The sequence below is a fragment of the Nonomuraea sp. SBT364 genome (genome assembly GCF_001083785.1).
Classification (GTDB): Bacteria; Actinomycetota; Actinomycetes; order Streptosporangiales; family Streptosporangiaceae; genus Nonomuraea.
On sequence record NZ_LAVL01000033.1, the window covers coordinates 20,451 to 44,707 of the forward strand.

General features: G+C 70.7%; 22 protein-coding genes. 15 read left to right on the forward strand and 7 right to left on the reverse strand.

The window, feature by feature from the left end:
• Window positions 1–183: 183 nt before the first annotated feature.
• Genes ADY59_RS17605 through ADY59_RS17615 form a run of 3 tightly spaced genes read left to right on the forward strand, consistent with a single transcriptional unit; the run spans window position 184 to window position 3,981 of the window.
• The gene (locus ADY59_RS17605; protein ID WP_082310180.1) at window positions 184–1,476 is read left to right on the forward strand and encodes an FAD-linked oxidase C-terminal domain-containing protein; all 1,293 of its coding nucleotides are present in this window, start codon (window positions 184–186) and stop codon (window positions 1,474–1,476) included.
• Between the two features lie 43 nt (window positions 1,477–1,519).
• On the forward strand, window positions 1,520–2,260 hold the full coding sequence (locus ADY59_RS17610; RefSeq protein ID WP_049563435.1) for an alpha/beta fold hydrolase: 741 nt from the start codon (window positions 1,520–1,522) through the stop codon (window positions 2,258–2,260).
• Window positions 2,257–3,981 carry a helix-turn-helix domain-containing protein gene (locus tag ADY59_RS17615; protein ID WP_049563437.1) on the forward strand — a complete coding sequence of 575 codons (1,725 nt, stop codon included), beginning with the start codon at window positions 2,257–2,259 and terminating at the stop codon, window positions 3,979–3,981. The genes ADY59_RS17610 and ADY59_RS17615 overlap by 4 nt, the downstream gene beginning before the upstream one ends.
• A 15-nt stretch (window positions 3,982–3,996) precedes the next feature.
• Here ADY59_RS17615 and ADY59_RS17620 read toward each other — a convergent pair whose 3' ends face one another.
• The gene (locus ADY59_RS17620) at window positions 3,997–4,893 is read right to left on the reverse strand and encodes a helix-turn-helix transcriptional regulator (protein ID WP_049563439.1); all 897 of its coding nucleotides are present in this window, start codon (window positions 4,891–4,893) and stop codon (window positions 3,997–3,999) included.
• Between the two features lie 183 nt (window positions 4,894–5,076).
• Here ADY59_RS17620 and ADY59_RS17625 point away from each other — a divergent pair, with 183 nt between their 5' ends.
• Window positions 5,077–6,000, forward strand: a complete 924-nt coding sequence (locus ADY59_RS17625; protein ID WP_231618760.1) for an aldo/keto reductase — start codon at window positions 5,077–5,079, stop codon at window positions 5,998–6,000.
• A gap of 116 nt (window positions 6,001–6,116) precedes the next feature.
• On the opposite strand, the gene ADY59_RS17630 is transcribed toward ADY59_RS17625, so the two are convergent.
• On the reverse strand, window positions 6,117–6,746 hold the full coding sequence (locus tag ADY59_RS17630) for a response regulator (RefSeq protein ID WP_049563442.1): 630 nt from the start codon (window positions 6,744–6,746) through the stop codon (window positions 6,117–6,119).
• The gene (locus tag ADY59_RS51475; RefSeq protein WP_231618764.1) at window positions 6,686–7,783 is read right to left on the reverse strand and encodes a histidine kinase; all 1,098 of its coding nucleotides are present in this window, start codon (window positions 7,781–7,783) and stop codon (window positions 6,686–6,688) included. The genes ADY59_RS17630 and ADY59_RS51475 overlap by 61 nt, the downstream gene beginning before the upstream one ends.
• A gap of 129 nt (window positions 7,784–7,912) precedes the next feature.
• Between ADY59_RS51475 and ADY59_RS51480 the strand changes: the two genes are divergently transcribed.
• Together ADY59_RS51480 and ADY59_RS17645 are read left to right on the forward strand one after the other, a co-directional pair.
• Window positions 7,913–8,965, forward strand: a complete 1,053-nt coding sequence (locus ADY59_RS51480; RefSeq protein WP_197093708.1) for a hypothetical protein — start codon at window positions 7,913–7,915, stop codon at window positions 8,963–8,965.
• Window positions 8,966–9,019: 54 nt separating this feature from the next.
• On the forward strand, window positions 9,020–10,171 hold the full coding sequence (locus ADY59_RS17645; protein ID WP_049563445.1) for a hypothetical protein: 1,152 nt from the start codon (window positions 9,020–9,022) through the stop codon (window positions 10,169–10,171).
• A 215-nt stretch (window positions 10,172–10,386) separates the two neighbouring features.
• Here ADY59_RS17645 and ADY59_RS17650 read toward each other — a convergent pair whose 3' ends face one another.
• Window positions 10,387–11,262 (reverse strand): NAD(P)-dependent oxidoreductase, encoded by an 876-nt coding sequence (locus ADY59_RS17650; RefSeq protein WP_331459489.1) that lies wholly within the window; start codon window positions 11,260–11,262, stop codon window positions 10,387–10,389.
• An 81-nt stretch (window positions 11,263–11,343) separates the two neighbouring features.
• Between ADY59_RS17650 and ADY59_RS17655 the strand changes: the two genes are divergently transcribed.
• Together ADY59_RS17655 and ADY59_RS53395 are read left to right on the forward strand one after the other, a co-directional pair.
• On the forward strand, window positions 11,344–11,925 hold the full coding sequence (locus tag ADY59_RS17655; protein ID WP_049563447.1) for a TetR/AcrR family transcriptional regulator: 582 nt from the start codon (window positions 11,344–11,346) through the stop codon (window positions 11,923–11,925).
• A 223-nt stretch (window positions 11,926–12,148) separates the two neighbouring features.
• On the forward strand, window positions 12,149–12,274 hold the full coding sequence (locus ADY59_RS53395; protein ID WP_269433615.1) for a hypothetical protein: 126 nt from the start codon (window positions 12,149–12,151) through the stop codon (window positions 12,272–12,274).
• 117 nt (window positions 12,275–12,391) lie between these two features.
• Here the strand turns inward: ADY59_RS53395 and ADY59_RS17660 are convergent, their stop codons facing one another.
• Window positions 12,392–13,390, reverse strand: coding sequence for a quinone oxidoreductase family protein (locus ADY59_RS17660; RefSeq protein ID WP_231618762.1), 999 nt, complete (start codon window positions 13,388–13,390; stop codon window positions 12,392–12,394).
• Window positions 13,391–13,477: 87 nt separating this feature from the next.
• Between ADY59_RS17660 and ADY59_RS17665 the strand changes: the two genes are divergently transcribed.
• From ADY59_RS17665 to ADY59_RS17670, 3 genes are all read left to right on the forward strand, one after another.
• Window positions 13,478–13,900, forward strand: coding sequence for a MarR family winged helix-turn-helix transcriptional regulator (locus ADY59_RS17665; RefSeq protein WP_049563448.1), 423 nt, complete (start codon window positions 13,478–13,480; stop codon window positions 13,898–13,900).
• Window positions 13,901–14,988: 1,088 nt separating this feature from the next.
• The gene (locus tag ADY59_RS50070) at window positions 14,989–15,159 is read left to right on the forward strand and encodes a hypothetical protein (protein ID WP_156325564.1); all 171 of its coding nucleotides are present in this window, start codon (window positions 14,989–14,991) and stop codon (window positions 15,157–15,159) included.
• A gap of 87 nt (window positions 15,160–15,246) precedes the next feature.
• Window positions 15,247–18,060, forward strand: coding sequence for a glycosyl hydrolase family 95 catalytic domain-containing protein (locus ADY59_RS17670; protein ID WP_197093709.1), 2,814 nt, complete (start codon window positions 15,247–15,249; stop codon window positions 18,058–18,060).
• Window positions 18,061–18,120: 60 nt separating this feature from the next.
• On the opposite strand, the gene ADY59_RS17675 is transcribed toward ADY59_RS17670, so the two are convergent.
• Window positions 18,121–18,810, reverse strand: coding sequence for a FadR/GntR family transcriptional regulator (locus ADY59_RS17675; RefSeq protein WP_156325565.1), 690 nt, complete (start codon window positions 18,808–18,810; stop codon window positions 18,121–18,123).
• Window positions 18,811–19,034: 224 nt separating this feature from the next.
• Here ADY59_RS17675 and ADY59_RS17680 point away from each other — a divergent pair, with 224 nt between their 5' ends.
• The 4 genes from ADY59_RS17680 to ADY59_RS17695 are packed head-to-tail and all read left to right on the forward strand — an operon-like array spanning window position 19,035 to window position 23,307.
• The gene (locus ADY59_RS17680; protein ID WP_197093710.1) at window positions 19,035–20,285 is read left to right on the forward strand and encodes an ABC transporter substrate-binding protein; all 1,251 of its coding nucleotides are present in this window, start codon (window positions 19,035–19,037) and stop codon (window positions 20,283–20,285) included.
• Window positions 20,286–20,289: 4 nt separating this feature from the next.
• Window positions 20,290–21,306: a carbohydrate ABC transporter permease gene (locus tag ADY59_RS17685; protein ID WP_197093711.1), complete on the forward strand. Its 1,017-nt coding sequence runs from the start codon at window positions 20,290–20,292 to the stop codon at window positions 21,304–21,306.
• A complete protein-coding gene (locus tag ADY59_RS17690; protein WP_049563452.1) occupies window positions 21,306–22,133 on the forward strand; it encodes a carbohydrate ABC transporter permease in 828 nt (275 codons plus the stop codon). The genes ADY59_RS17685 and ADY59_RS17690 overlap by 1 nt, the downstream gene beginning before the upstream one ends.
• 1 nt (window position 22,134) lies before the next feature.
• Window positions 22,135–23,307 (forward strand): mandelate racemase/muconate lactonizing enzyme family protein, encoded by a 1,173-nt coding sequence (locus ADY59_RS17695; RefSeq protein ID WP_049563454.1) that lies wholly within the window; start codon window positions 22,135–22,137, stop codon window positions 23,305–23,307.
• Window positions 23,308–23,387: 80 nt separating this feature from the next.
• On the opposite strand, the gene ADY59_RS17700 is transcribed toward ADY59_RS17695, so the two are convergent.
• On the reverse strand, window positions 23,388–24,128 hold the full coding sequence (locus ADY59_RS17700; RefSeq protein ID WP_049563455.1) for a FadR/GntR family transcriptional regulator: 741 nt from the start codon (window positions 24,126–24,128) through the stop codon (window positions 23,388–23,390).
• Window positions 24,129–24,257 lie beyond the last annotated feature (129 nt).

Below are 24,257 nucleotides of genomic sequence, written 5' to 3' on the forward strand. Positions count from 1 at the left end.
CGGGATGGTCCTGCGCCGCAGGACTGGGCGCAGGGGTGACATCCCACCCCAGAAGCCGCGAATGGTGGAGGATGCCCACCTCACCTCACCCATCGATGGATTGTTAACGTGCTGGGTGTGTCATTTCTCGAGGCGTTGGCCGCCGCTGTGCCGCCCGGCCGGATCTTCCGCGATGCCGACATCATGGCCGCGCACGCCCGCGACCAGGCCGCCTGGGCGCCGGCCGGCAGACCGGTGGCGCTGGTCAGGCCGCAGAACCCCGAGCAGGTGCGCGCGGTCGTCGCGGCCTGTGCGGAGCACCGGGTGCCCGTCGTGACGCGCGGTGCCGGCACCGGCCTGTCCGGCGGCGCGAACGCCGTGGACGGCTGCGTGCTGCTGGCGCTCGACGGCATGGACCGCATCCTGGAGGTGGACGAGGCCGAGCAACTCGCCGTCGTGCAGCCCGGTGTGGTGAACGATCACCTGCGGGCGGCCGCCGCCGAACGCGGCCTCTGGTACCCGCCCGACCCGGCCAGTTCCCCGTGGTCCACCATCGGCGGCAACGCCGCCACGAACGCGGGCGGCGTCTGCTGTGTGAAATACGGCGTGACCCGCGACTACGTCCTCGGCATGCAGGTGGTCACCGGCATGGGCGAGCTGGTCAGGGTGGGGCGTAGGACCAGGAAGGGCGTTGCCGGTTACGACCTGGCCGGACTGTTCGTCGGCTCGGAGGGCACGCTGGGGGTGATCACGGAGGTCACGGTGCGCCTGCTGCGGTTGCCGGAAGGGCCGCCGAAGACCGTCGTGGGCGCGTTCGGCTCGCTGGTGGCGGCGGGCCGGGCGGTCGCGGCCACGGCCGCCGCCGGCATCACGCCCAGCGCGCTGGAGCTGGTCGACCGCTACTGCCTGCGGGCGGTGGACGACTGGAAGAACATGGGCCTGGCCGACCTCGGCAACGTGCTGCTGCTCGGCAGGGTGGACACCGGCGACGAGGAGGCGGCCGCGCTGCGGGCGTGCTTCGACGAGGCCGGCGCCACGTGGAGCACGCGGTCGACCGACGCCGAGGAGGCGGAGGCGCTGTTCTCCGCCCGACGGCTCGCCTACCCGGCGCTGGAGCGGCTCGGGCCGGTGCTGACGGAGGACGTGTGCGTGCCCCGCGGGCTGGTGCCGGAGATGCTCGCCCGGATCGAGGCGCACGCGAAGGCGCACGCCGTGCACATCGCCAACATCGCGCACGCCGGCGACGGCAACCTGCACCCGCTGATCGTCGTCCCGGAGGGTGACGACGAGGCCCGTGGCCGGGCGCAGGCGGCGTTCGAAGCCATCCTCGACGACGCCGTCGCCCTGGGCGGGACCGTGACCGGCGAGCACGGCGTGGGCCTGCTGAAGAAACGCGGCATGCGGGCCGAGCTGGGGGAGGACGTCCTGACGTTGCACCGGGCGATCAAGGCCGCCCTCGACCCGGCCGGAATCTTCAACCCAGGCAAGATCATTTGAAGGAGCGTGGCATGCCGAGGATCACCAGCCGCGACGGGTCGGCTTGCACTATCTCGACGAGGGGGCGGGGCCCGTCACGGTGCTCGTGCACGGCTATGGGGCGCCCGCCGCCGGTTGGGCGCCGCAGCAGCGCGCGCTGGCGGAGGCGGGGCACCGGGTGCTGGCCTTCGACCGGCGCTCGCACGGCGAGTCCGACAGCCCGCCGTACGGCCAGCGGATGGCCCGCCACGGCGCCGACCTGGCGGATCTCCTCGAGGCGCTGGACGTCAAGGACGCGCTGCTGGTCGGCGCCTCCATGGGGGCCAACGCGATCTGGGCCTACATCGACGTGTTCGGCACCGACCGGGTACGCGGCGTCGTCAGCGTGGACCAGACACCCAAGATGGTCAACGACAGCTCCTGGGCGTTCGGCTTCTACGGCCTGACTCAGGACAACGTCGGCACCTACTTCGACCACGGCATCCCCGCCACCGACCGCGGCAACCCGCCCTACACGCGGGAGATGGCGGCGCTGCGCGCGTCCCTGCCGGGCCCGGGGCCCGAGACGCTGCCGCTCCTGCGGGACCACGCCTTCCAGGACTGGCGGGATGTGGCGAGCCGCGCGGAGGTGCCGATCCTGTTCCTGGCCGGGCAGGACAGCCAGTTCTGGCCGTGCGGGCACGCTGCCGCCTCGGCCGCGCTCAACCCGCTCGCCACCGCCACCGTGATCGACGCGTGCGGGCACGTCGTCATGGCCGACCAGCCCGAACGCCTGAACGAGGAACTGGTGGCCTTCGCCAAGTGAGCGCCTCACGGCCACGCGCGGCCACCGGTCCGGGCCCGTCCGCGGCGGAGCTGGCCACGCTCAACGACCTCGGCAGCCGTCTGACCTCCATCCACGCGCCCGGCGAGGTGCTACGCCGGGTAGCTGCGGAGACCAGGCGGCTGCTCGCCGTGGACGTCGCGTACATCATGCTGGCCGGTGACGACGACGTGCTGCGGATCGAGGTCGCGGAGGGGACGCTCGGCAAGGCGCTGGACGGCATCGAGGTGCCCGCCGGCAGCGGCCTCGGCGGGCTGATCATGCGGACCGGCGAGCCGCTGTGGAGCGCCGACTACTTGGCCGACCGGAAGCTGCGGCACGTGCCGGGGATCGACGCGGCGGCCGCCGCCGAACGGCTCGCCGGGATCGTCGGCGTGCCGTTGCGGGTCGCGGACCAGGCCATCGGCGTGCTGTTCGCGGCCTCGCGGGCGCCCCGGCCGTTCGCCGACCACGAGGTGATCCTGCTGTCGTCCCTGGCCACCCACGCGGCGGTGGCCATCCACAATGCCCGGCTGTTCGAGCGCTACCAGCGCGCCACCGATGCCCTGAGCCGATCGGTCGAGCTGCACGAGCGCCTGGTACGCATTGCCACCGGTGGCGGCGGGCCGGCCGAGATCGTCACCGCGCTGGCCGACGCCCTCGGGACCGAGGTGGAGTTCCTGACGCCGGCGCGGCGGCCCGTACGAGCCGTGCCGGTGCTTGTGGGCGAGGAACTGGTCGGCGAGCTGGTCGTCCGCGGCGCCGAGCCGCCCGCGCATCTGCTGGAGACGGGGGCGACCGTGCTGGCGCTCGCCATCGCCACCGAGCGGGCGCTGGCCGAGGCCGAGCGCCGCGCCCGCGGCGAGCTGGTCGCGGCCCTGCTCGGCGGGAGGCTGGACGCGTCGGCCGCCAGGCGCCGGGCCGCGCTGGCCGGTGTGGACCTGGACCACACCGGCAGCGTCACCGTTCTTCACCCGCCCGCCCCCGAGGCCGCCGAACGCCTGTGCCGCGACGGCGGCTGGGCGGCCGAGCACGACGGCCGTTCGGTGGTGCTGCTGCCCGCGCGCGACCCGGCCGCCGTCCGCGCCCGCCTCCCCGCGCTCGGTCCCGCCACCGTGGCCGCCGTGGCCGCCACACCTGAGGCGGCGGACGGTCCCGCGGGTGTGCGGCGGGCGTACGAGGAAGCGGCCGACGCCGTGACGCTGCTGCGCGCGCTGGGCCGGACCGGCTGCGCCCTGGCCGACGAGCTCGGCGTCTACCCGGTATTGCTCCGCCAGGCGCGATCGGGTGAGCTGGCCCGCTTCCTCGCGGCCACGATCGGACCGCTGCTGACCCACCGCAGATCCGCCGACCTGGTCGCGACCGCCACCGCCTACCTGGATCATCACCGCCACCACGCCGACACGTGCGCGGTGCTGCACATCCACGCCAACACCCTCTACAAGCGGCTGCGCCGCATCACCGACCTGCTCGGCCCTGGCTGGGACGGCCCCGACCGCGCCTTGGAGACCCACCTGGCCCTCCGCCTGAACGCCCTGCCGTCGGAAGAGCTCACCTCAGCCGCTCGAAGGCCGATCCAGGAGGCACCTGGACACCATCCGGTGTGCGTGCAACCACCGCCGACGCCGAACTCGGGGCACCACAACGGTGGCCTGCGACTTCTCCTGGACGATCAGCGCTGTGGTTCGCATACCTGTGCCGCAGTCGACCAGCTGCGCTGGTGAGCAGGTCGGCGCGCTTCAACTCGGCCGGCTGGCGGTGGGTGCCGGCTGGGTGGCCGCCAGGCTGGCCAGGAGCTTGAGCCGCTCTTCCGAGGTGCTGCCCGGCTCGGCGGTGTAGATGGTGAGGCCGTACACCGTCCGGTTGGACATGGGCAGGTCGAGAGACTGGTAGGTCAGCTCCAGGCCGCCGACCTGGGGGTGCCACAGCCGCTTGTCGCCGTCGTGGTGGATGCGCACGTCGTGGACGGCCCACCGGCTGCGGAACTCGGGGCTGAGCGTGGACAGCTCACCGACGAGGTCGCGCAGGGCCCGGTCATGGGGCTCGCGTCCGGCCTCGGCGCGCAGCAGCGCGGCGCTGACGCCGGCGGCCTCGTCCCAGTCGACGAAGAACCGCTGCGAGCCCGGGTCGAGGAAGACGTAACGGGCGATGTTGGCGCGGCCGTGCCTCGTGGCGGGGCTGTCGAAGACCGGCGCGAGCAGGGCCCGGGCCAGCGCGTTGTCGGCGACGATGTCGGCGCGGCCGTTGCGTAGCCACGCCGCCGACATCGTCATGGAGTCGAGCAGCCACTGGACCCGCGGCGGGACCTGGACGTCCTTGCGGCGCGAGGGCGCGCGGCGGGCGGGCCGGGCGGCGTGGGCCAGGTCGAACAGGTAGATGCGTTCGTCCCGGCTCAGGCGCAGGGCCTGGGCGACCGCGCCGAGCACCCCTTCGGACACGCCGCTGATGTGGCCCTTCTCCAGCCGGGTGTACCACTCGGTGCTCACCCCGGCCAGCACCGCGACCTCTTCGCGGCGCAGCCCGGGGACCCGGCGCCGGCCGCTGGTGGGCAGCCCGACCTGCTCGGGGGTGAGCTTGGCGCGCCGGGTGGCCAGGAAGTCCCGGATCTGGTCGCGGTGGTCGGGCCGGTGGTCCATGCCCTCCACGGTAGCCGCGGGTTTCGCGAGGTGGCGGCGGCAAGGGGGGTTGAGTTCGTCCCCCCTATGAACGCGCTCTGCCACACGCGCGGTCAGGCCGGGTGTCCTGGACCTGCGATACGGACATGGCCGAACAAGCAATGGAGGCATGACATGACGAGCAGGACGCTGACCGTGCCGGCGGTGGCGCTGGGCACGTGGGCCTGGGGAGACAGCGGCGAGGTGGGCGACGGCTATTTCGGCAGTCAGCTGACCGGGCCCGGCCTGCGAAAGGTCGTCGAGAAGGCGCATTCCAACGGCTTCACCCTGTGGGACACCGCCGTGGTGTACGGCATGGGCCGCTCGGAGGCGGTCCTCGCCCAGGCGCTGAAGGGTTACGACCGCAGCGAGTACCAGCTGTCGACGAAGTTCACCCCGCAGATCGCGGGCGACGGCGACGATCCGGTCGCGGACATGCTGGAGCAGAGCCTCGACCGAATGGGTACGGATTATGTGGATCTCTACTGGATCCACAACCCTGCCGACGTGGCACGATGGACGCCGCTTCTGATCCCGCCGCTGAAGAGCGGCAAGATCAAGCATGTGGGCGTCTCGAACCACAACCTCGAGGAGATCGCTCTTGCCGATCAGATCCTCGGCGAGGCCGGCTTCCGCGTGGAGGCGGTCCAGAACCACTACAGCCTCCTGTACCGGAGCTCCGAGCGCGCGGGCATCCTCGACCACTGCCGCGAGCACGACGTGCGGTTCCTCTCCTACATGGTCCTCGAACAAGGGGCGCTGACCGGCAGGTACACCGCGGCCGGCCCGTTGCCTGAGGGCAGTGTCCGGGCGGCGGCGTACAACGGCATCCTGCCCCGGCTGCGGGCGCTGACCGACAGGATGGGGAGGATCGGCCAGGACCGGGGCGGGTCCGCCGCCGATGTCGCCACCGCCTGGGCCATCGCCAAGGGGACCACCCCGATCGTCGGGGTCACGAAGGCCGGTTACATCGACGGACTGGTCCGGGCTCGCGGCATCGATCTCGCCGACGAGGAGATCGCGGAGCTGGAAGCGTTGGCGGATGCTGCGGACGTCGACACGCGCGGCAGCTGGGAGCACGAGATGTAGCAGTCATCGGCGGACCGAAGGAGAAGGCCACGCGGATCGTTCGCCGCATCCGACGGCCGCCCCCCTCTCCTCAGGTTCCGGCGAACCGACCCCGCGCCGGTCCGGGCAGCCCCTGATCAGGGCTCGGCCCTGCCGGTCGCCCATGCCCAGGCCGCGATGGCGACGCGGTTTCTGGCGCCGGTCTTGCGCTGGATGGCCGCAATGTGGTTCTTCACCGTGCCCGCGGAGAGGAAGAGTTCCGCGGCGATCTCGGCGTTGGTCCCGCCGTGCGCGACCAGTGCCACGATCTCGTCTTCCCGCTCGGTGAGGACGACGTTCGGCGTCTCGTGCGGCAGGCGGTGTTCGCGCAGCAGCCGGATGGTGAGCTCCGGGCTGATGAGCATGTCGCCATTCGTGGCGGCCCTGATGGCTTCGATGAGCAAGGTGGGGCCGGAACGTTTGAGGATGAATCCAGAGGCGCCGTGCCGCAGTGCCGCGTGGACGTACTCGTCGAGCCCGAAGGTGGTGACGATCACCACGTGGATGTCGGTGTCGGCGAGGGCACGGGCCACCTCGATGCCGTCGGCTCCGGGCATCCGGATGTCGGCGAGCACGACGTCCGGCTTGATCGTCCTGGCGGTGTGGATCGCGGTGCGGCCGTCGGCGGCTTCGGCCACGACCGTCATGTCGGGCTGGGCGTCGAGGATCATGCGGAAGGCGCTTCGAATGCCTTCCTGGTCGTCGGCGATGAGGATGCGGGTGGACACTCCGGCGATTGTGCCATCGGCAGGCGCGCGGTCAGCGACCACCCGTCCGGTACGGCCTGCGTGACCAGTTCACCGCCCTGTTCATGGACCAGGGCGGTCAGGCCGGGCAGGCCGGATCCGCCGCGCCGGCCGCTTCGCGCTCGTGTCACGCCGTCGTTGGTCATCGTGATCTCCATCAGGCCGCCTCCGGCGCTGATGTCCAGGTCGACGCGGCTGGCCCGGGAAGCGTGCCGCCGGACGTTGGTGAGTCCTTCGATGACGATCCGGTAGGCCAGGACCGCGGTCTCCGCCGGGATCGCTACCTGAGGGTCCATGCGCAGGTGGACCGGCGCGGGACCGGCGGCGGAGAAACGTTCGGCCGCCTCGCGGATGCCGCTGAGGTCACCGGGGGAGGTGAGGGGCCGGTCGTGGTGCAGCATGTCCAGCGTGCGGTCCAGCATCGACATGGCGCGCTGCCCTGCGGCTTCGACGCGTTCGAGCGCCTGCAGCGGATCGCCCGCGACCCTGCCCGCCTGGGCGTGCGCCACCATTTCGCTGATGTCGTGGGCGACGAAGTCGTGCAGGTCTCTGGCCAGCTGAAGCCGCAATGCGGTGCGGGAGCCGGCCACGACGCGGGACTGCCGTACATCGAGAAAGCGCAGGTAACCTCCGGCACCGGCGGCCAGGAGCGCACCCAGCCCCCAGAACAGGCACGCGCCCAGCGCTTCCAGCGGCGAGGCGGGGGCGAAGAAGCGCAGCAGCCAGGTGGCCGAGGCCAGGCCCGCCGCCGGCGCGGCCACCGCTGCCCACCGGGCCGGCGCGTACCGGACGATCAGGCCGGTCAGCGTCATGAGCGCCAGACTCTCGATCATTCCCAGTGCGGCGGCGGCCGGCTCGGGCCGCACAACGCCGGCGACGTGGGCCAGCGTGACGGCCAGCGACACGGCCGCGGCCACGCATGCAGGCGCGGGCAGACGCGACCCGAGCGACGAGCGCGACAGCGCTGCCGCCGCCCCTGCGACGGGGACCAGCAGCGATATCGACACGACAATCCACATCCAGCTCACCGGACCGACGATACGTCCACCGTGGAAACCGGCCACAGGTGCCGTTCGGCACCTGTGGCGGTGGCCGGATGTGCCGAACGGCATCTGGGCGCCGGTCCGCCGCCCGGCGAGGCTGATCACATGAAAACACGCACTTCCGCCTGGCGCGGCTACGCGGCGGCGCTGTGGGCGCTGACCTATGGCGTTCTCGGCTCGGCGTGGGCGCTCGGCCTGCCCGGCTTCCCCTGGGGAGCCTCCGATCCCGACCCGGACGGCGCGCTGTCCATCCTGGCCGGGACGACGCCACGCTTCGGCTGGTGGATTGCCGCCTTCAGCCTGCTCACCGCGGTGACGGCGCTGGCGCTCACCCGCAGGAGCGATCGTCGTGCTCCGTTGTTCCTGGCCTGGCCGATCGCCGCGATCTTGATTCTGGTGATTCCCGATTCGCGGCTGATGATGGGCGTCGCCTACACGCCGCTGCTGCTGGTGGCACCGGTCTTCGGCTGGAGCCTGGGCGGCGCCACCTTCGCCGATGCCTGGCCATGGCCCGTCCTGAACCAGCTCCTCTGCGTGCTGGGCGGACTGTTGCTGGCCGCCGCGGCGCTGGCGTACGGCAGCAGCCAGGCCCGCACGCGTTGGTTCACCCCGCAGCGGGGCCGCATAGCCGTGTACGTGGCCGTCGCGGTGCCTCTGGTGTACTGCGCCACCCGGTGGGCATGGGCGTTGGGCATCCCGCTCGGTGTGAGCCCGGAGTTCCTGGCAGAAGGCGAGGACGGCCTGTGGCTGGCGGGCGCCTACCTGGCGACCTTCGGCGCGTTCGGCGGCGTGCTCACCCTCGGGCTCACCCAGCGATGGGGGGAGATCTTCCCGCGCTGGATTCCCGGCCTGCGGGGCAGGCGGGTACCCCCCTTGCTGGCGGTCATCCCGGCCGGGTTCGTCTCGATCATCATTGCCGTGGCCGGACTGACCTACATCCGCTGGACGATCGCGGGCCGGTTCGCCCTGTCCGAATGGGGTGCCTGGCTGCCGGAGTGCTTCTGGCCGATCTGGGGTGCCGCGCTGGCCACCGCCACCGTCTCCTACCATCTGCGCCGCAGTGATGACGCGAAGGCGGTGGAAGCCGGTGCTCGTGGCCGACGTGAGGCCCGGGCAGAAGGTGATCCCGCTGCCGGAGCCCGGCGGATCCGCCGGTGATCCACATGCCGTCCATGGACGAATACAGGTCACCTAACCGAAGAAGGGACTTCGATGACCGAGCCTCACTGGTTACGCAAGACCCTGACGGCAAGCGTGATCCTGGCCGTCGCCGCAGGAGTTCTGGCGCTCGCGCCCTCCGCCTCCGCCTCCGCCGTCCCGCCGCCGTACGCGGCCGACCTGCCTGACCTCGGCACCCCCGCCGTGGCCTTCAACCGCGCCAGCACCCCCGTCGCGACCGGCGTCGCCGTACGCGGCGCCGACGGCTCGCTGCTGTACAGCCCCCGCTCGGGCTCCGCCTTCGGCGCCTTCCAGTCGCTCGGCGGCGTGATCGTCGGCGATCCGTCGGTGGTGGTGAACTCGTACGGCACGCACTTCTTCGTCCGCGGCACCGACGACCAGGTATACACCAACACGATCACCCCGTCCGGCGCCGTCACCGGCTACTCGCAGGTGCCCGGCCTGACCGTCACCGGCGACGTCGAGGCGATCGTCCCCAACCTCGTGCCGCCGACCAGCGTGCGGATCTTCGCTCGCGGCACCGACGGCGCGGTGTGGACCAACAACCTCAACGGCGGCGCGTGGAGTGGCTGGAGCAGCCTCGGCGGCTATGCCACCAGCGACATCACCGCCACCCGCACCTTCGTCGTCCCGATCGACACCATCCGGGTGTTCATCCGGGGAGCCGACAACCGCGTCTACGTCAACAGAGTGAGCACCAGCGGCGTCACCGGTTTCGAGCCGCTCGCCGATCTGCAGGTGAGCAGCAACATCGCCGTCGCCGAGGACGCCGTCTTCGGCGGCGGCTTCATCGCCGCCCGGGGCGCGGACCACGGCCTCTGGACGCTCAACCTGTACACCGTCCCGTACGTCTGGAAGCCTCTCGGCGGCACCGTCACCAGCGACGTCGCCATCAGTTACCAGGCCAATGTCACCGCCTGCTACGTCCGGGGCGCCGACGGCGCCCTCTACGTCAACAAGACGACCGCCTCGGGCGCGCCCTTCCGCGGCTTCGAACGGATCGACGGCACGGTCACCGGTAACCCGGCGGCGTTCGGCTCCGGCCCCAACGCTCCAGGCACCGGGTCCCTGCTGGCCCGCCTCGCCAGTGGGTCCCTGGGCCTGAACATCGAGCCCAGTCCCTCGGTCCTGCCGCCGCACAAGTTCGGCGGCTACGCTCCGATCCCGGGTCCGGCCGTCGGCTGAGCCCTCCTCGCCCGCGTCTCTCTTGGGACGCGGGCGACCGTCTCTGCCCGGACGCGATCACTTCTCCTGCCTGCTCCTGGCGGTGGGCACCGCGACCGGCGGACGCTGAAGTCGGTCGCGCGGGACCTGTGCATCGGCCGGGGGAGCGCGGCGACGAGCAGGCAGGCGCACGTGGAAGCATCGAGGCCCCCTGCTGGGACTGGATCGGTGATACGTCAGCGCTGCTTCAGCACGCCGATCAAGCTCGTGAGGCTGTTCCGGCCGTGGCCGGCGGCGACGCCTTGGCGAAAGATCTTCAGGACGGCGGCCGGAAGCGAGCCGTCCACGCCGGATGCCTGTGTGGTGTGCAGCACGTGTTCCATGCTCGCCACGCCCATGGAGATCCGGTCGACGTCCCCCTCGTGGTTGCCTGCGGTGATGCGCGGCGCGTAGAACTCCAGGAAATAGCGGAGGTCCATGGTCTTCGCCGCGTGCGGCAGGAAATCCTGTGCCGAGATCCCGTTGGCCTCCGCCACTGCCTGGCCGTGCAGGTAGCCTGCCAGCGCCGTCCAGAACATGTCGATCCCGATCTGGTAGTACAGCGCCGCCAGTCCGTGGTCCTCGCCGAGGTACTCGATCCCGGTCAGCACCTCCAGGGCGGGCCGGTGCTCCTCGATCGCGTCCTTCGGGCCGCTGTAGTAGGTCATGGCGTCCGGCGTGCCGATGCCCGGGGGCGGCACCTGCACGCCCCCGGTGATCTGTACGGCTCCGCGCTCGGCCAGCCATGCGGCCGCCTGACGTGCCCTGTCCGGGGTGTCGGAAGTGAGGTTGGCGAGGGTGCGTCCGTCCAGGGCGGTACGCGGGGCTTGGGCCAGGATGGCATCCATCGCGTCGTAGTCGATCAGGCTCAGCACCACGAGCTCGTTGGCGGTGAGCGCCGCCTCGACGGATTCCGATCTCCTCGCGCCCCGCGCCACCAGTTCGTCCGCCCTGGCAGGCGTGCGGTTCCACACGGTCACCTCGTACCCGCTTTCGAGGTAGGCGCCGGCCATGGCCTGCCCCATGGGGCCCAATCCGATCACTGTCACAGACTTCATCCGTGCTCTCCCCATCACTAAAATGAACGCTCTATCTAGGCGCTGGCACAGTAGCACGTGACTAGAATGAACGCTCTATCCAGTACGATGAGGGCCATGCGGACCCAGCACGAGATCGGCACCCGGGAGCGGATCGTCCGGGCAACCTCTCGCCTGATGCAGCGACAGGGGTTCGAGGCGACGGGCCTCAAACAGATCTCCCAGGAGGCCCAGGCCACACTCGGCTCCGTCTACCACTTCTTCCCCGGCGGCAAGCGCGAGCTGGCCGTCGAGGCGGTCCGCCACGGGGACAGGGAGTTCGCGGAATTCCTGCGCGCGGCCTTCGACCAGGAGGACGATCCAGCCGCGGCGATGCTCGCCTGCACCCGCGACCTGGCCGAGGGGCTGCGCGAGTCCGGCTGGCTGGACGGTTGTCCCGTCACCACCACGGCATTGGAGAGCGCCGGCCGGGTGCCCGAGATCCAGCAGGCCGCGGAGAACGCCTACGAGAACTGGCGCATGCTGGTCCGCGACAAGCTCACCCGTGCCGGATTTGCCGACGACCTGGCGCACGATCTCGCCCACAGCGTGATCAACATGCTGGAGGGCGCCGAGCTGTCGGCGCAGGTGTCCCAGAGCGAGGCACCACTGGAGATCGCCGGCAGGCACCTCGCCCGGCTCATCGACTCCTACCGATGAGGTGAGGCAGATAGGCACAGGGTGACGGCGTGGCGCAAGGCGGGCATGCGGCGGAACGGCGCGTGGAAGACGATCTGCAGCTCCATGGCCAGGTGCTGGCCCAGACGCTGATGCGGGTCGGCCGACGGGCCCGAGACGATCACCCCCTCGCCGTCCTTGCGCCAGCCGGCACCGCATCGCCGTCCTCGGCGGCGAGGTCGGCGAGGTCGGCGACGACACGCTCGTGTACGCGCTCGGCAGCCGTGTCGCCTACTGCGGCGTCCCCGGCGTGGCGGAGCACGCCTTCGACGTCACCGGCCGGCCCTCGGCGCTGCGCCCGCGCGAGCGCTGGACAGCCTGGGCAAGGTGAGCGAAGGCTGCCGGTCGCGTGGGGTCTTGAGGCCGACCCTTCAGCGTCGTGTTCACCCTGCCTGCGGGGGTGAACTGCCGCCGTTGGCAGCAGGAGCCTCGGGCGGCTTGTCGCTTCCTATCCGACCTTGAGGGCCAGCTTCCCGACATAGTGGTCCTTCAGGGCGCGGTGCGCATCCGCGACCCGTTCCATCGGGAAGGTCCGGGCGATGTTGACCTCGAAGGAGCTCGCCTCGATGATCGCATTCAGCCGATCGGTGGCGGCGCGGCTTCGATCCCCGTCGTAGTGGGACATTGCCGCGCCCGGCGACGTCACAGGCATGGGCCCGACCCCGTTCGGCCAGGCGATCCGTCCCGAGGTCTTGATCGCGCGAAGAGACCGTTCGGTGGTCTCGCCTCCCACGGTGACCAGAGCCGCATCGAGCCCGCCCGGCGCGAACTTCAATGCCTCGGCCGGCACATCGACCTTGCGGCCGTCAACGGCTTCGTCGGCGCCCAGCCGCCGGGCCAGCGCGACACCGTCGTCACCGGAGGCCACGGCCAGCACCCGGATGCCGCTGTGCCGCGCCAGTTGCACGGCCATGTGCCCGATGCCCCCGCTGGCCCCGAAGACCATGAGCGTCCGGCCCGGCCGCAGGCCGAGCAGATCGAGGCCGCTCAGCGCGGTCAGCGCATCCCAAGCCATCGCGCCGGCCTGTTCGGTCGGTACCCGGTCGGGCACCCGTGCCACGAACTCCGCCTCGACGACGCCGTACTCGGCGTAGAAGCCGCCACGCGGCACCGGCATCGTCGCAGCGTAGACACGCTCGCCCAGGTCGAAGTGGGTGACGTTGCGTCCGAGCGCGGCCACCGTGCCCGCCGCGTCCCAGCCGAGGACATAGGGGAAGGTCGACGCGACGCCGAAAACGCCGTCGTAGTCCCCCTCCCGCTCGACCGCGTCCCAGGACCCGACCCCCGCGTACTCCACCCGGATGAGGACGTCGTCGTCGCCGACCTCCGGGAGCGGTATCCGGCGCAACGAGAGTTCGTCGACCCCGCCGAACCGGTCAAGGACGACCGCGTTCATCTGCGGCGCCACGATCGCGCCGCCCGCTGTGCGCTCAACTGTGCTGTCCATCGGCCCTCCGGATTTACTTGAGTGAATCAAGCATCATTGGACCACAGCTATTTGAGTGAATCAAATAACTCCTCTAGGCTGAGAGCCATGGCGCTGCCGAACGGACCCGTAGTCACCTCGTCCGAGGCCGAAGCTGTCTTGTTCGACCTGGTCGACGTATACGACCGCGCCTACGAGGCGGCCGCGGCCGGGCTTTCGCTCAGCTCGGCGCAGGCATGTGTGCTCGGGCGACTCGATGAGCGACGCGGCATGGGCGCCCTGGCCGAGGAGCTCGGCTGCGATGCCTCCAACGTCACCCAGATCGTCGCGCGTCTCGAAGCGCTCGGCCTCGTGACCCGCGAAACCGACCCCCGGGACCGCCGCGCACGGCTCGTCGCGCGAACTCCCCGAGGAGACGAGGTCAACCACCGGTTCGCAACGGCCTTCACCTTCGCCCGCACGGCGGTCGGACGACTCGCACCCGACGAGCAGGACCAGTTGACGGCGCTGCTGCGCAAGGCACTCGGCTGACACGCACCCGCGCCCCTGCAACCGGCCCGGCCGTCGGCGTCGGACCTCGTTCCCGTGCCCAACCTCGCCCTCACGGGCGCGGTGCTCCAGTCGCTCACCTCATCACCCCCGTCGACGCGCAGCAGCCGCGCCTGCACGACGTCCATCAGCTGGTCGGCGCCGGGCAGGAACTCCGGGCCGTTGACGAAGTGCATGACGGCCCCGACGACGTCCTGTCCGTCGGTCCTCGTTGAGGTCCTCGGCGTCGAACGGCCTCCGGCCCATCGCGAGAAGGCGAGCCGGGTCGTGGACGTGCACCTCCAGCAGGCTGATCGTGCGTACGACCGGCCCCGGGAAAGCGTCGAGGCGGGCGTCGCCCGGCGTGCGGCTCCCAAGGCCGCCACCGAGGCCGGCCGGGTCGCCGCGGCCCCGCCGCAGGGACCCCCATTGACCTGCATGGATGGCATCCCCGGCAGGCGCGGCACTCTGATGAGCGCGCTGTCGCGGAGTTCAGCCGACGGTCCGACGGACGCCTCGCCCTCACCATCCGTGCCCGTGAAAGTTTCACAGAAGTTGCGCCGTGACGGCAGATAGCTAGCGCCGGATTGGCGTTAATTTTCTGCCTGAATGCACCCCGGCCGCCGGAGTGCCGGTCCTGCCTGTGCGGATCAGCAGGCGCGTCACGATGGCCGCCGAAGCCTGATTCGCCTCTTCACGACGTCAAGAGTGGGCGCGGCACGGTCCACGGGCACGGCACGGCGCAAGTGGATTCGATCTTGATTAAGTTTCTTCCCCGCGAACGGTTGACGAGCCGCGTCAGGCGCCTTTACCTTCCCTGCAGGAAGTGTTAGCGCGAACATCGGCGCTGGGAGACAGTCCCGCCGTCTGCGACGCCCAGTGATCGGCCGGTGTTCGGGTTCTGCAGACCCGCCGAGACGTCATTCATCAGCACCTCCCCGTCCAGAGGACCGACGCGGAGCCATTCCGGATGTGAGCTCCCGATGCCGGTGTTGCCGCCCGCGACCACCGGCGCCGACGGACACCAAGAGGGCGCGGATCAGCGCCGACAAGCCAGAGGAGGAGACATGACCTGTGGCCGGAAAGAGCCCGTGAGCAGGGAGCGAAGGTGGCCGAGCCGGAGAAACGCGCTGGCCGCGACAGGTGCCCTGCCGGTCCGCGCGGCCGCCACGGCGGTCGTCGATCCGTCGGCGCGGTCGAAGGCCGGCTCCTTCACCGCTCGCGGCGCCCACCAGCAGTGGCAACTCGCCCGGGTCGGCTGAAACCCTGCCGCCACACGCCGAAGGGCCCGCCGAGCGCAACCCCTCCAGAGAACGAGAAGCGAGATGTCTGACTTATCGCGAAGGCAAGTGCTGAGATTCGGTGTGGCCGGAGCCGCGGTGGTGCCGCTGGGCTGGACGGCCGCCGCCCGGGCAGCCTCGGCGCCCCCTCCCCAGGTGAGCGCCGCGAACGATCTGGCCCTGTGGTACGACGAGAGCGCCGGCACGGACTGGCTGCGCGCGCTCCCGATCGGCAACGGCCGCCTGGCCGCCATGGTGTTCGGCAACGTCGACACCGAGCGGTTGCAGCTCAACGAGGACACCGTCTGGGCCGGCGGACCCTACGACCAGAGCAACCCCCGGGGCGCGGCGGCGCTGGGGCAGATCCGGCAGCTGGTCTTCCAGAACCAGTGGAGCCAGGCCCAGACCCTGATCGACCAGAACATGCGGGGCACCCCCGTCGGCCAGCTGGCCTACCAGACCGTCGGCGACCTACGCCTCGTCCTCGGCAGCACCGCCGGGGTCTCGGAGTACAACCGCTACCTCGACCTGACGACGGCCACCACGGCGGTGTCCTACCTGCAGAACGGCATACGGTACCGGCGCGAGGTGCTCGCGAGCGCGCCGGACCAGGTGATCGGCATCCGCCTGACCGCCGACAGGCCCGGCTCGATCACGTTCTCCGCGACGTTCGACAGCCCGCAGCGCACGACCCGCTCCAGCCCGGACGGGACCACGGTCGCGCTCGACGGCATCTCGGGCGACATGGAAGGAGTGCCCGGCTCCGTCCGGTTCCTCGTCCTGGCCCGGGCCGTCGCCGACGGCGGCAACGTCACCAGCTCCGGCGGAACCCTGCAGGTGCGCAACGCCGACAGCGCGACGGTGCTGATCTCCATCGGCTCCAGCTACCTCGACTTCCGCGATGTCAGCGGCGACTACCAGGGCATCGCCCGCCGGCACCTCAACGCCGCCGCCGGCAGAACGTACGACGACCTTCGCAGCCGGCACATCGCCGACTACCAGCGGCTTTTCGGGCGCACGACGCTCGACCTCGGCCGCACGGCGGCTGCCGACCAGCCGACAGACGTGCGGATCGCCCAGCACACGAGCACCGATGACCCGCAGTTCTCCGCGCTGCTTTTCCAGTACGGCCGCTACCTGCTGATCAGCTCCTCCCGCCCAGGCACCCAACCGGCCAACCTGCAGGGCATCTGGAACGACTCGCTCACGCCGGCGTGGGACTCCAAATACACCATCAACGCCAACCTGCCGATGAACTACTGGCCGGCCGACACGACGAACCTGCCGGAGTGCTACGAGCCAGTGTTCAAGATGATCGAGGACCTCACCGTAAGCGGCGCGCGAACGGCCCGCGTCCAGTACAACGCCGGCGGCTGGGTGACCCATCACAACACCGACGCCTGGCGGGGGACCTCGGTCGTGGACGGCGCGTTCTGGGGCATGTGGCAGACCGGCGGCGCCTGGCTGGCCACCCTCATCTGGGACCACTACACCTTCACCGGCGACCTGGAGTTCCTCCGGCAGTACTACCCCGCCATGAAGGGCGCCGCCCAGTTCTTCCTCGACACCCTCGTCACGGAACCCAGCCTCGGCTACCTGGTGACGAACCCGTCGAACTCGCCGGAGCTGGCCCACCACTCGGGCGTCAGCGTCTGCGCCGGCCCCACCATGGACAACCAGATCCTGCGCGACCTGTTCAACGGCTGCGCCCAGGCCTCCCAAACGCTCGGCACCGACGCCGACTTCCGGACGCGGGTCCTGGCCGCCCGCGACCGGCTCTCACCGACGAAGGCCGGCTCGCGCGGCAACATCCAGGAGTGGCTGTACGACTGGATCGAACCCGAGACCAACCACCGGCACGTCTCCCACCTCTACGGCCTGCATCCCGGCAACCAGATCACCAGACGCGGCACCCCGGCCCTGTTCACCGCCGCGCGGCGCACCCTCGAACTGCGCGGCGACGACGGGACCGGCTGGTCACTGGCCTGGAAGATCAACTACTGGGCGCGGTTGGAGGAAGGCACCCGCGCTCACGCCCTGCTCCGCCTCCTGGTGAGGCCGGACCGGCTCGCGCCTAACATGTTCGACCTGCATCCCCCGTTCCAGATCGACGGCAACTTCGGCGCCACGTCCGGCATCGCCGAGATGCTGCTGCACAGCCACACCGGCGAACTGCACCTGCTGCCTGCCCTGCCGCCGGCCTGGCCGAACGGCACGGTGCGAGGTCTTCGGGGACGCGGCGGCCACACGGTGGACATCACATGGAGCTCTGGTGCGGCCACCGAGGCCCTCATCGCATTCGACCGCAACGCGACGATCAACGTCCGCGGCCGCTCGTTCACCGGGACCCTCCAGGTGATCGACACCACGTCCGGCGGCACCGTCACCGTCGTCAAACCCGAGCCTGACGTCGTCACCCTGACCGGCCAGGCCGGCCACACCTACCGCATGACGGCGTCCGGCGCGCCGGCCCCCTACATCCGCATCTCCAACGTCACCACCGGCCTCGTCCTGGACAGCGGCGGAAACGTCGGCTCCGGTTCGGTGCTCAAACAGTGGAACTACGACGGCAGTACCAACCTGCAGTGGCAGCTGGTGGACCTGGGGGGCGGCTGGTGTCGCATCGTCAACCGCACCAACGGCATGGTCATCGACAGCTGGGGCAACAGCGCCAACGGCGCCGGTGCCCGGCAGGCGCCCTGGAGCGGCAGCCTCAACCAGCAGTGGCGCCTCAACAGCACGGGCAACGGCCGCAACCAGATCATCAACCGGGGCACCGGCACCGCCCTGGACGGCATGGGCAACCGCACCATCGGCTCCACCGTGGCGATGTGGGCGCCGAACGACAACACCAACAACCAATGGACCATCACCGGCGTATGACTGCCCCCGAATGCGGCGGTGCCGGCGCAAGGCGCGCCGCGCCTGAAGGGAGCGATCGTGCTAACGCCGCAGACGTACCGGGTCGGCCGTTCCGCTGCGGCGCACTATCCAGGCCTCGGTGATGTGCTGGAACATCGCCTCGGCGGCGCCGTCGGGATCGTGGGCGGCGATGCGCTCGTAGATGCGGCGGTGTCCGAGGTTCGACGCCACGCACAGGGCCCGCTCGGTCCGGCCCAGGTATCGGGCGGTGTTGACCACCTGGCCCTCCAGCGAGCGCACGACGGCGCGCGCGATGCGGTTGCCGGACGCGCGCATGATCGTGTCGTGGAAGGCACGGTCGCTGTCGGCGTAGGTGACCGGGTCGTCCACGAGCCCGTCCATCTGGTCCACCAGGGCGCGCAACCCTTCGACGGTGTCGGGCCCGGCCAGGCGGGCGGCGACGTTGGCCATGTCGGACTCCAGCACGCGCCGCGTGACGACGAGGTCGTCGAGGATCGCCAGGCTCTCGTCCTCGGCGATGGTCGCGGTGAGGACGAGTTCGTCGAGCATGTCCCACGTCGCCGGCGGGGTCACCATGGTGCCGGAGCCCTGGCGGACCTGCACGAGCCCCTTCTCCTGCAGGATCTTGACGGCCTCCCGCACGACGGTGCGGCTCACGGAGAACGCCTCGCACAGGGCGGGCTCGGGGGGCAACGAGGTTCCCGGTGGGTGCACCCCGCGCACGATGCGCTCCACCAGCTCGGCCGTCACGGCTCTGGCGAGACTCGCCGGGCGGCGTACCCAGGCCGGTTGCGCCGGGACACTGCCGGCTGTTTCCTGCGATGCCGTCATATCGCCTCCGGTGACCTGGAAGCAGTATACGCGAGGGCCTCTTGCCATCAGACGTCATACGAATTACGTTTGGAGCCGCCGGCCGGACCGCGGCCACTCCCGGGAAGCGGGCAGCGATGAAGCAGCGAGCGTCATGGTCGGCTTTGATCGTCGCGGCAGTGGCCGTGGCGGGCTGTGGCAGCGCCACCCGGACGGAGTCCCCGCCCGGAGGCACGCAGCAGGAGCAGCAGAAGCTCGTGGTGTGGGACTGGAAGTCCGGTGAACCAGCCGCCGCGGCCTACATCGAGCAGGCCAAGGCGCACTTCGCCAAGCGGCACCCGGGGGTTACGGTCGAGTTCGTCGCCCAGCCGTTCGACCAGTACTACACCCTGCTCGGTACGGCGATCCAGGCAGGCAAGGGACCCGACGTCATGCTCTTCAACGGAGGAGGACAGATCCGCGACCGGGCCGACGCGCTCCTCCCGCTGGACCAGTACGTGGCCGAGGACAGGAGCCGGCTGGCGGGCTGGGACGCGTTCAGCAAGGACGGCAAGGTCTACGCGGTGCCGGTCACCCTGCAGGGGCATCCGATCTACTACAACAAGACGCTCTACGAGCAGGCCGGCCTCGACCCGGCCGCGCCGCCCAAGACCTGGGGCGAGCTCGTCAGCGGCTGCGCCGCGATCAAGAAGGCGACCGGGGCCACCTGCTTCGCGCTCGGCAACAAAGAGGGCTTCGGTATCCAGTTCTTCCTCTCGGGCCTCGGGTCCGGCGTCCTCACACCCCAGGAGTACGACGACTGGATCGCCGGCAAGCGCGAGTGGACCTCTCCTGGCGTGAAGCGGATCTTCGAGCTGTGGAAGGACACCGGCGACAAGGGGCTGAACAACGACGGCGCCAACTCCACCGCGATGTTCAGCGACGTGTTCCGAGTCTTCGAGACCGGTAAGGCCGCGCACATCATCGGCCTGATGTCGGACATCGGACACTGGAACGACTTCAAGGAGTTCCTGCCGCCCGACAAGATCGGCGTCATGCAGGCTCCGGTCGTCACCGGCGGGGCCACCCCGAGCCTCCCGTACGACGGTGGCATCGGCTACGCGGTCGCGAAGTGGACGAAGGCCCCGGACCTGGCCGCCGAGCTGGTGCGGTCCTTGACCTCGACCGACGCCCTGACCGCCTTCTACGGCAAGGCCGGCGCGATCGCGTCCGACACGACGATCGACGTCTCGAAGGCCGGCCCGGCCGTCGCCACGATCGCCTCCGCGATCAAGACCGGCAAGCCCGCCCTGCACGTGGCGCTGTCCTCCAAGACTCTCGACGTGATGGGGAGGCTGTCCCAGCAGCTTCTCAGCGGGTCGATCACCGTGGACAAGGCTCTGGAGCAGCTGGCCGACTCCGACCGGAAGGGCTGACCGGGTGCGGATCGCGGGCCCGTCGTCGTCCGCCCGCCCGGCCGGCTCGGGGCGGGCCGGGGAAACGGGCGTCAAGCGGCGAGGCGTCCGGGCGGCGGTCCGGGCGTCCACCCGCAAGGCCGGGCCGTCCACCCGTACCACCCGGCGGTTCCCCCGCCAGGCGCACGCCGAGCGCCTGGCGCCCTACGTCCTGGTCGCCCCGGCCGTACTGATCATCGTGGCGCTGCGGCTGTGGCCGCTGGCCCTGGGCGTCAATTTCTCCTTCACCGGCGACGGCGAGCTCAACGGCACCCCCGTCGGGCCGGCCAACTACCTGGAGTTGGCCGGCGACCCGCTGTTCCGCATCGCGCTGCGCAACGTCGGGCTGCTGGTGCTGCTGCTGCCCCTGGCGGTGGCGATTCCGGGCCTGCTCGCGACCTTCATCTACCTGCGCGTGCCGGGCCACCGGGTCTACCGCAGCGTCTACTTCTTCCCGGCCGTGCTCTCACCGGTGATCGTCGGGGCGATCTTCAACCTCCTGCTCGGCTACGACGGCCCGTTGAACTCCCTCCTGGGGGCGATGGGCATCGGCCCCGTCGACTGGCTCGGCGATCCGGGCATCGCCATGTTCACGGTCGTCGGCGTGCACGTCTGGGCGACGTTCGGGATGGCCCTGGTGGTGTTCCTCGCGGGATTCAGCACCCTGGACTCCTCGCTGCTGGACGCCGCCCGCGTGGACGGCGCGTCGCTCGGCCGGACCGTCTGGCACGTGATCATCCCGAGCCTGACCCGTACCATCCAGTTCGTCTTCGTGACGACGATGATCGGAATGCTGACGTCCATGTTCGGCCTGCTCTTCGTCATGACCAGCGGAGGCCCGGAGGGGGCCACCTACCTGCCGGAGTTCTACATCTGGCACCAGCAGGGACAGATGAACCGGCCGGCGCTCGCCTCGGCCGCCTCGACGGTGCTCTTCGTCGTGATGCTCGTGGTGGGGCTCCTGCAGATCACGCTGCTCCGCCGCACGGGGAGGCAGGACTGATGCCCGGGGCGCGCCTGGCCAGGTGGGCGGCCGCCGTTCCGATGGCCGGTCTCGCGCTGGCGACGATCTATCCGCTCGTGTTCACCGCCAACGTCGCGATGAAGACCCGTCGCGACTACATCCTCGACCGGTTCTCCCCGGCGGGCTCCCCGCGCTGGGACAACCTCGCCGAGGCGTGGACCGGCGCCGGGATGGCGCGGTACTTCGTCAACTCGTTCGTCGTCGTCACCTGCGCCGTGGCGCTGCTGCTCCTGCTGGGGTCGATGGCGGGCTTCGCGCTGGCCCGGCTGCGGTTCCGCGGGTCCTCGGTGATCTTCCTGGGTTGTCTCGCGGGGCTTTTCATCCCGTTCCAGGTGATCATGGTCCCGCTCACCCGGGTCATGGCCGACAGCGGGCTCATCGACACCTATCCGGGACTGATCCTGGCCTACGTCGCCCAGTACCTCCCGTTCACCGTCTTCCTGATGACGAGCCATTACCGGACCATCCCGGCGGAGATCGTCGACGCGGCCAGGATCGACGGCAACACCGTGTACGGCGTGTACCGGCGGATCATGCTGCCGCTGGGCGTGCCGGCGCTGCTGTCGGTCGGCATCCTCGACGCTCTGTTCTGCTGGAACGACGTGCTCATCGCCCTGCTCATGATGCCGTCGCCGGAGCACCGCACCCTCATGATCGGCGTCAACGCCCTGCGCGGGCAGTACTCCGACGACATTCCCGCCTTCGCCTCGGGTGTCCTGATCGCCGCGGTGCCCGTGCTGATGATCTATCTGTTCCTCCAGCGGCGGATCGCCGACGGCGTCACCGCCGGTTCCACGAAAGGTTGACATGCGGATCACGGGGTATCGCACCATGACGACGGTCCAGGAATGGGGCCGTCCCGTCGGGGACGTCAACGGTGTCTTCGCCGACGGGGCCGTCCCGGTGCCGCTCGTCCTGGTGGACACCGACGAGGGGATCACCGGCATCGGCCTCGGGCCGCACGTGGAGATCGAGACCGTCTTCGCCGCGATCGAGGGTGAGGATCCGCGCGGCGTGACGGCGCTCTACGACCGCATGCTGCGGCGGACCTTCAAGGCGGGCCACGCCGGCGCCGTCTTCGGCACGATCGGCGCGCTCGACACCGCCCTGTGGGACATCAAGGCCCAGGCGGCCGATGAGCCGCTCTGGCGCCTGCTCGGCGGGCGCGATCGGGGGGTGCCCGCCTACGCCTCCGGCCTCGACATCGGCCTGACCGACGACGAACTCGTCGCGGTCTACCAGGTCTACGCCCAGCACGGGCTCCGCGCGGCCAAGATCAAGGGTGGCCTCGACATCGAGAGCGACCGGCGCCGCCTGACGCTGGTCCGGGATGTCCTGAGCGAGGCCGGGCCGGGCGCGCGGCCGGGCCTGATGCTCGACGTGAACGAGGCCTGGACCCGCAAGCAGGCCGTCCGGCACGTCTGCGAGCTCGAACGCACGCTGGATCTCACGTGGATCGAGGAGCCGGTGCGGCGGTGGGACGCCGAAGGGCTGGCCGCCGTCGGCCGCGGGATCCGCGCGTCCGTCGCCACGGGGGAGAACCTCACCGGGCTGGAGCAATTCCGCCCGCTGCTGGCCGCGGGGGCCGTGGACATCGTCCAGACGGCCGTCGTCTGGGGGGTGTCCCACTTCCTGCGGGTGTCCGCGCTGGCGCACGCCCACGACCTGCCGGTCAGCCCGATCGGCGCCACGCCCGTCGCGTTGCTGCACGCCGCCACGTCGGTGCCGAACCACCTGGCCAGCGAGTTGCAGGATCTGCACACACCGCTCGGACTGTCACTCGACCTGCACGTCGAGGACGGCACGTTCGTCCTCGGCGACTCGCCGGGGCTCGGCATCACGATCGACGAGCAGGCGATCAACGCGTTCCGCCGGCCGGCCGCCAGGGCGGCCGAGGGCCCGCACATCCGGCCGGAGCACGCCGGACGGCGGCTTCTGGCGGTAGCCAACCGCTCCTCGCCGACGTGGCCACCGCGATGAGCCGGAGCCTGCGCCGCGCCCGCTCGCCCGGCCGGGTCCCGAAGGTCCCGCGTGACCTGGACCAGCCCGGGACGGCCGTCTCAGTGGGACGAGAAGAAGAGGCGCTGCTGGATCTCCCTCCGGTAGTCGTCAAGGGTGTTGTCGATGTGCGTGGCCGCGGCCTGCGCGGCCGCTTCGGGATCGCCGGCGCGAATGGCCTGGTAGATGGCATCGTGCTCCTCGACCGCCTTGGCGGCGTGCTCGCCCACCGAGCCGCGCAGGCCGATGAGGCTCGACTGCGCCTGCAGCCGGCGGGCCTCCCGCACGGCGACCTGGAGGAACATGTTGTGCGAGGCCGTGGCGATGGCGGTGTGGAAGGCGTCGTCGCCCTCGTTGAACAGATCCTCGCGTCCGGTCTCGAAGCCCTGGCGGCACAGGCCGGCGGCGTCGTCGATCGCCCTCAGCTCGGCCGGGGTGGCGCGGCGGGCGGCCAGCCGGCTGGTCTCCATCTCCTGCGCCCGGCGGAACTCGAACAGCATGTAGACGTGGTCGAGGTCGGTCGGGAGAAAGAAGGACCCCCAGCGCCCGGAGCCGAACATCCCCTCATCGTCGGCCACGTACAGTCCGCGGCCCTTCTGGGCGCGTACCCGGCCCAGCGCGGAGAGGATCTTCACCGCCTCGCGCACCACGGTGCGGCTGGTGCCCAGTTGCCGGGCCAGCTCGTTCTCGGTCGGCATACGATCGCCCGGACGCAGGCCGAGCTTGACGATCAGTTCCAGCACCTGCTCGGCAGCCACCTCGTAGCCCGGCCGGTATCCGCTCTCGCGCGGGGTGTCGGTCACCGTGCTCCCTCCTTGCCGTTCCCTGCATGAGTATGACTGATGGGCCAGCCCTTCTCGCAGCGCCCATCGGGCGATGAGTACGACTTATATGAACGGTTCATCCGCAGCCGAGCGGTGCGAGGGTGCGTA

What these genes read in the sequence shown, in the direction of transcription:
- ADY59_RS17605 (WP_082310180.1), top strand. Translation starts at nt 184, where the DNA reads ATGGCCGCGCACGCCCGCGACCAGGCCGCCTGGGCGCCGGCCGGCAGA.
- ADY59_RS17620 (WP_049563439.1), bottom strand. Translation starts at nt 4,893, where the DNA reads ATGGACCACCGGCCCGACCACCGCGACCAGATCCGGGACTTCCTGGCC.
- ADY59_RS51475 (WP_231618764.1), bottom strand. Translation starts at nt 7,783, where the DNA reads ATGTGGATTGTCGTGTCGATATCGCTGCTGGTCCCCGTCGCAGGGGCG.
- ADY59_RS51480 (WP_197093708.1), top strand. Translation starts at nt 7,913, where the DNA reads ATGAAAACACGCACTTCCGCCTGGCGCGGCTACGCGGCGGCGCTGTGG.
- ADY59_RS17645 (WP_049563445.1), top strand. Translation starts at nt 9,020, where the DNA reads ATGACCGAGCCTCACTGGTTACGCAAGACCCTGACGGCAAGCGTGATC.
- ADY59_RS17650 (WP_331459489.1), bottom strand. Translation starts at nt 11,262, where the DNA reads ATGGGGAGAGCACGGATGAAGTCTGTGACAGTGATCGGATTGGGCCCC.
- ADY59_RS17655 (WP_049563447.1), top strand. Translation starts at nt 11,344, where the DNA reads ATGCGGACCCAGCACGAGATCGGCACCCGGGAGCGGATCGTCCGGGCA.
- ADY59_RS17660 (WP_231618762.1), bottom strand. Translation starts at nt 13,390, where the DNA reads ATGGACAGCACAGTTGAGCGCACAGCGGGCGGCGCGATCGTGGCGCCG.
- ADY59_RS17665 (WP_049563448.1), top strand. Translation starts at nt 13,478, where the DNA reads ATGGCGCTGCCGAACGGACCCGTAGTCACCTCGTCCGAGGCCGAAGCT.
- ADY59_RS17690 (WP_049563452.1), top strand. Translation starts at nt 21,306, where the DNA reads ATGCCCGGGGCGCGCCTGGCCAGGTGGGCGGCCGCCGTTCCGATGGCC.
- ADY59_RS17695 (WP_049563454.1), top strand. Translation starts at nt 22,135, where the DNA reads ATGCGGATCACGGGGTATCGCACCATGACGACGGTCCAGGAATGGGGC.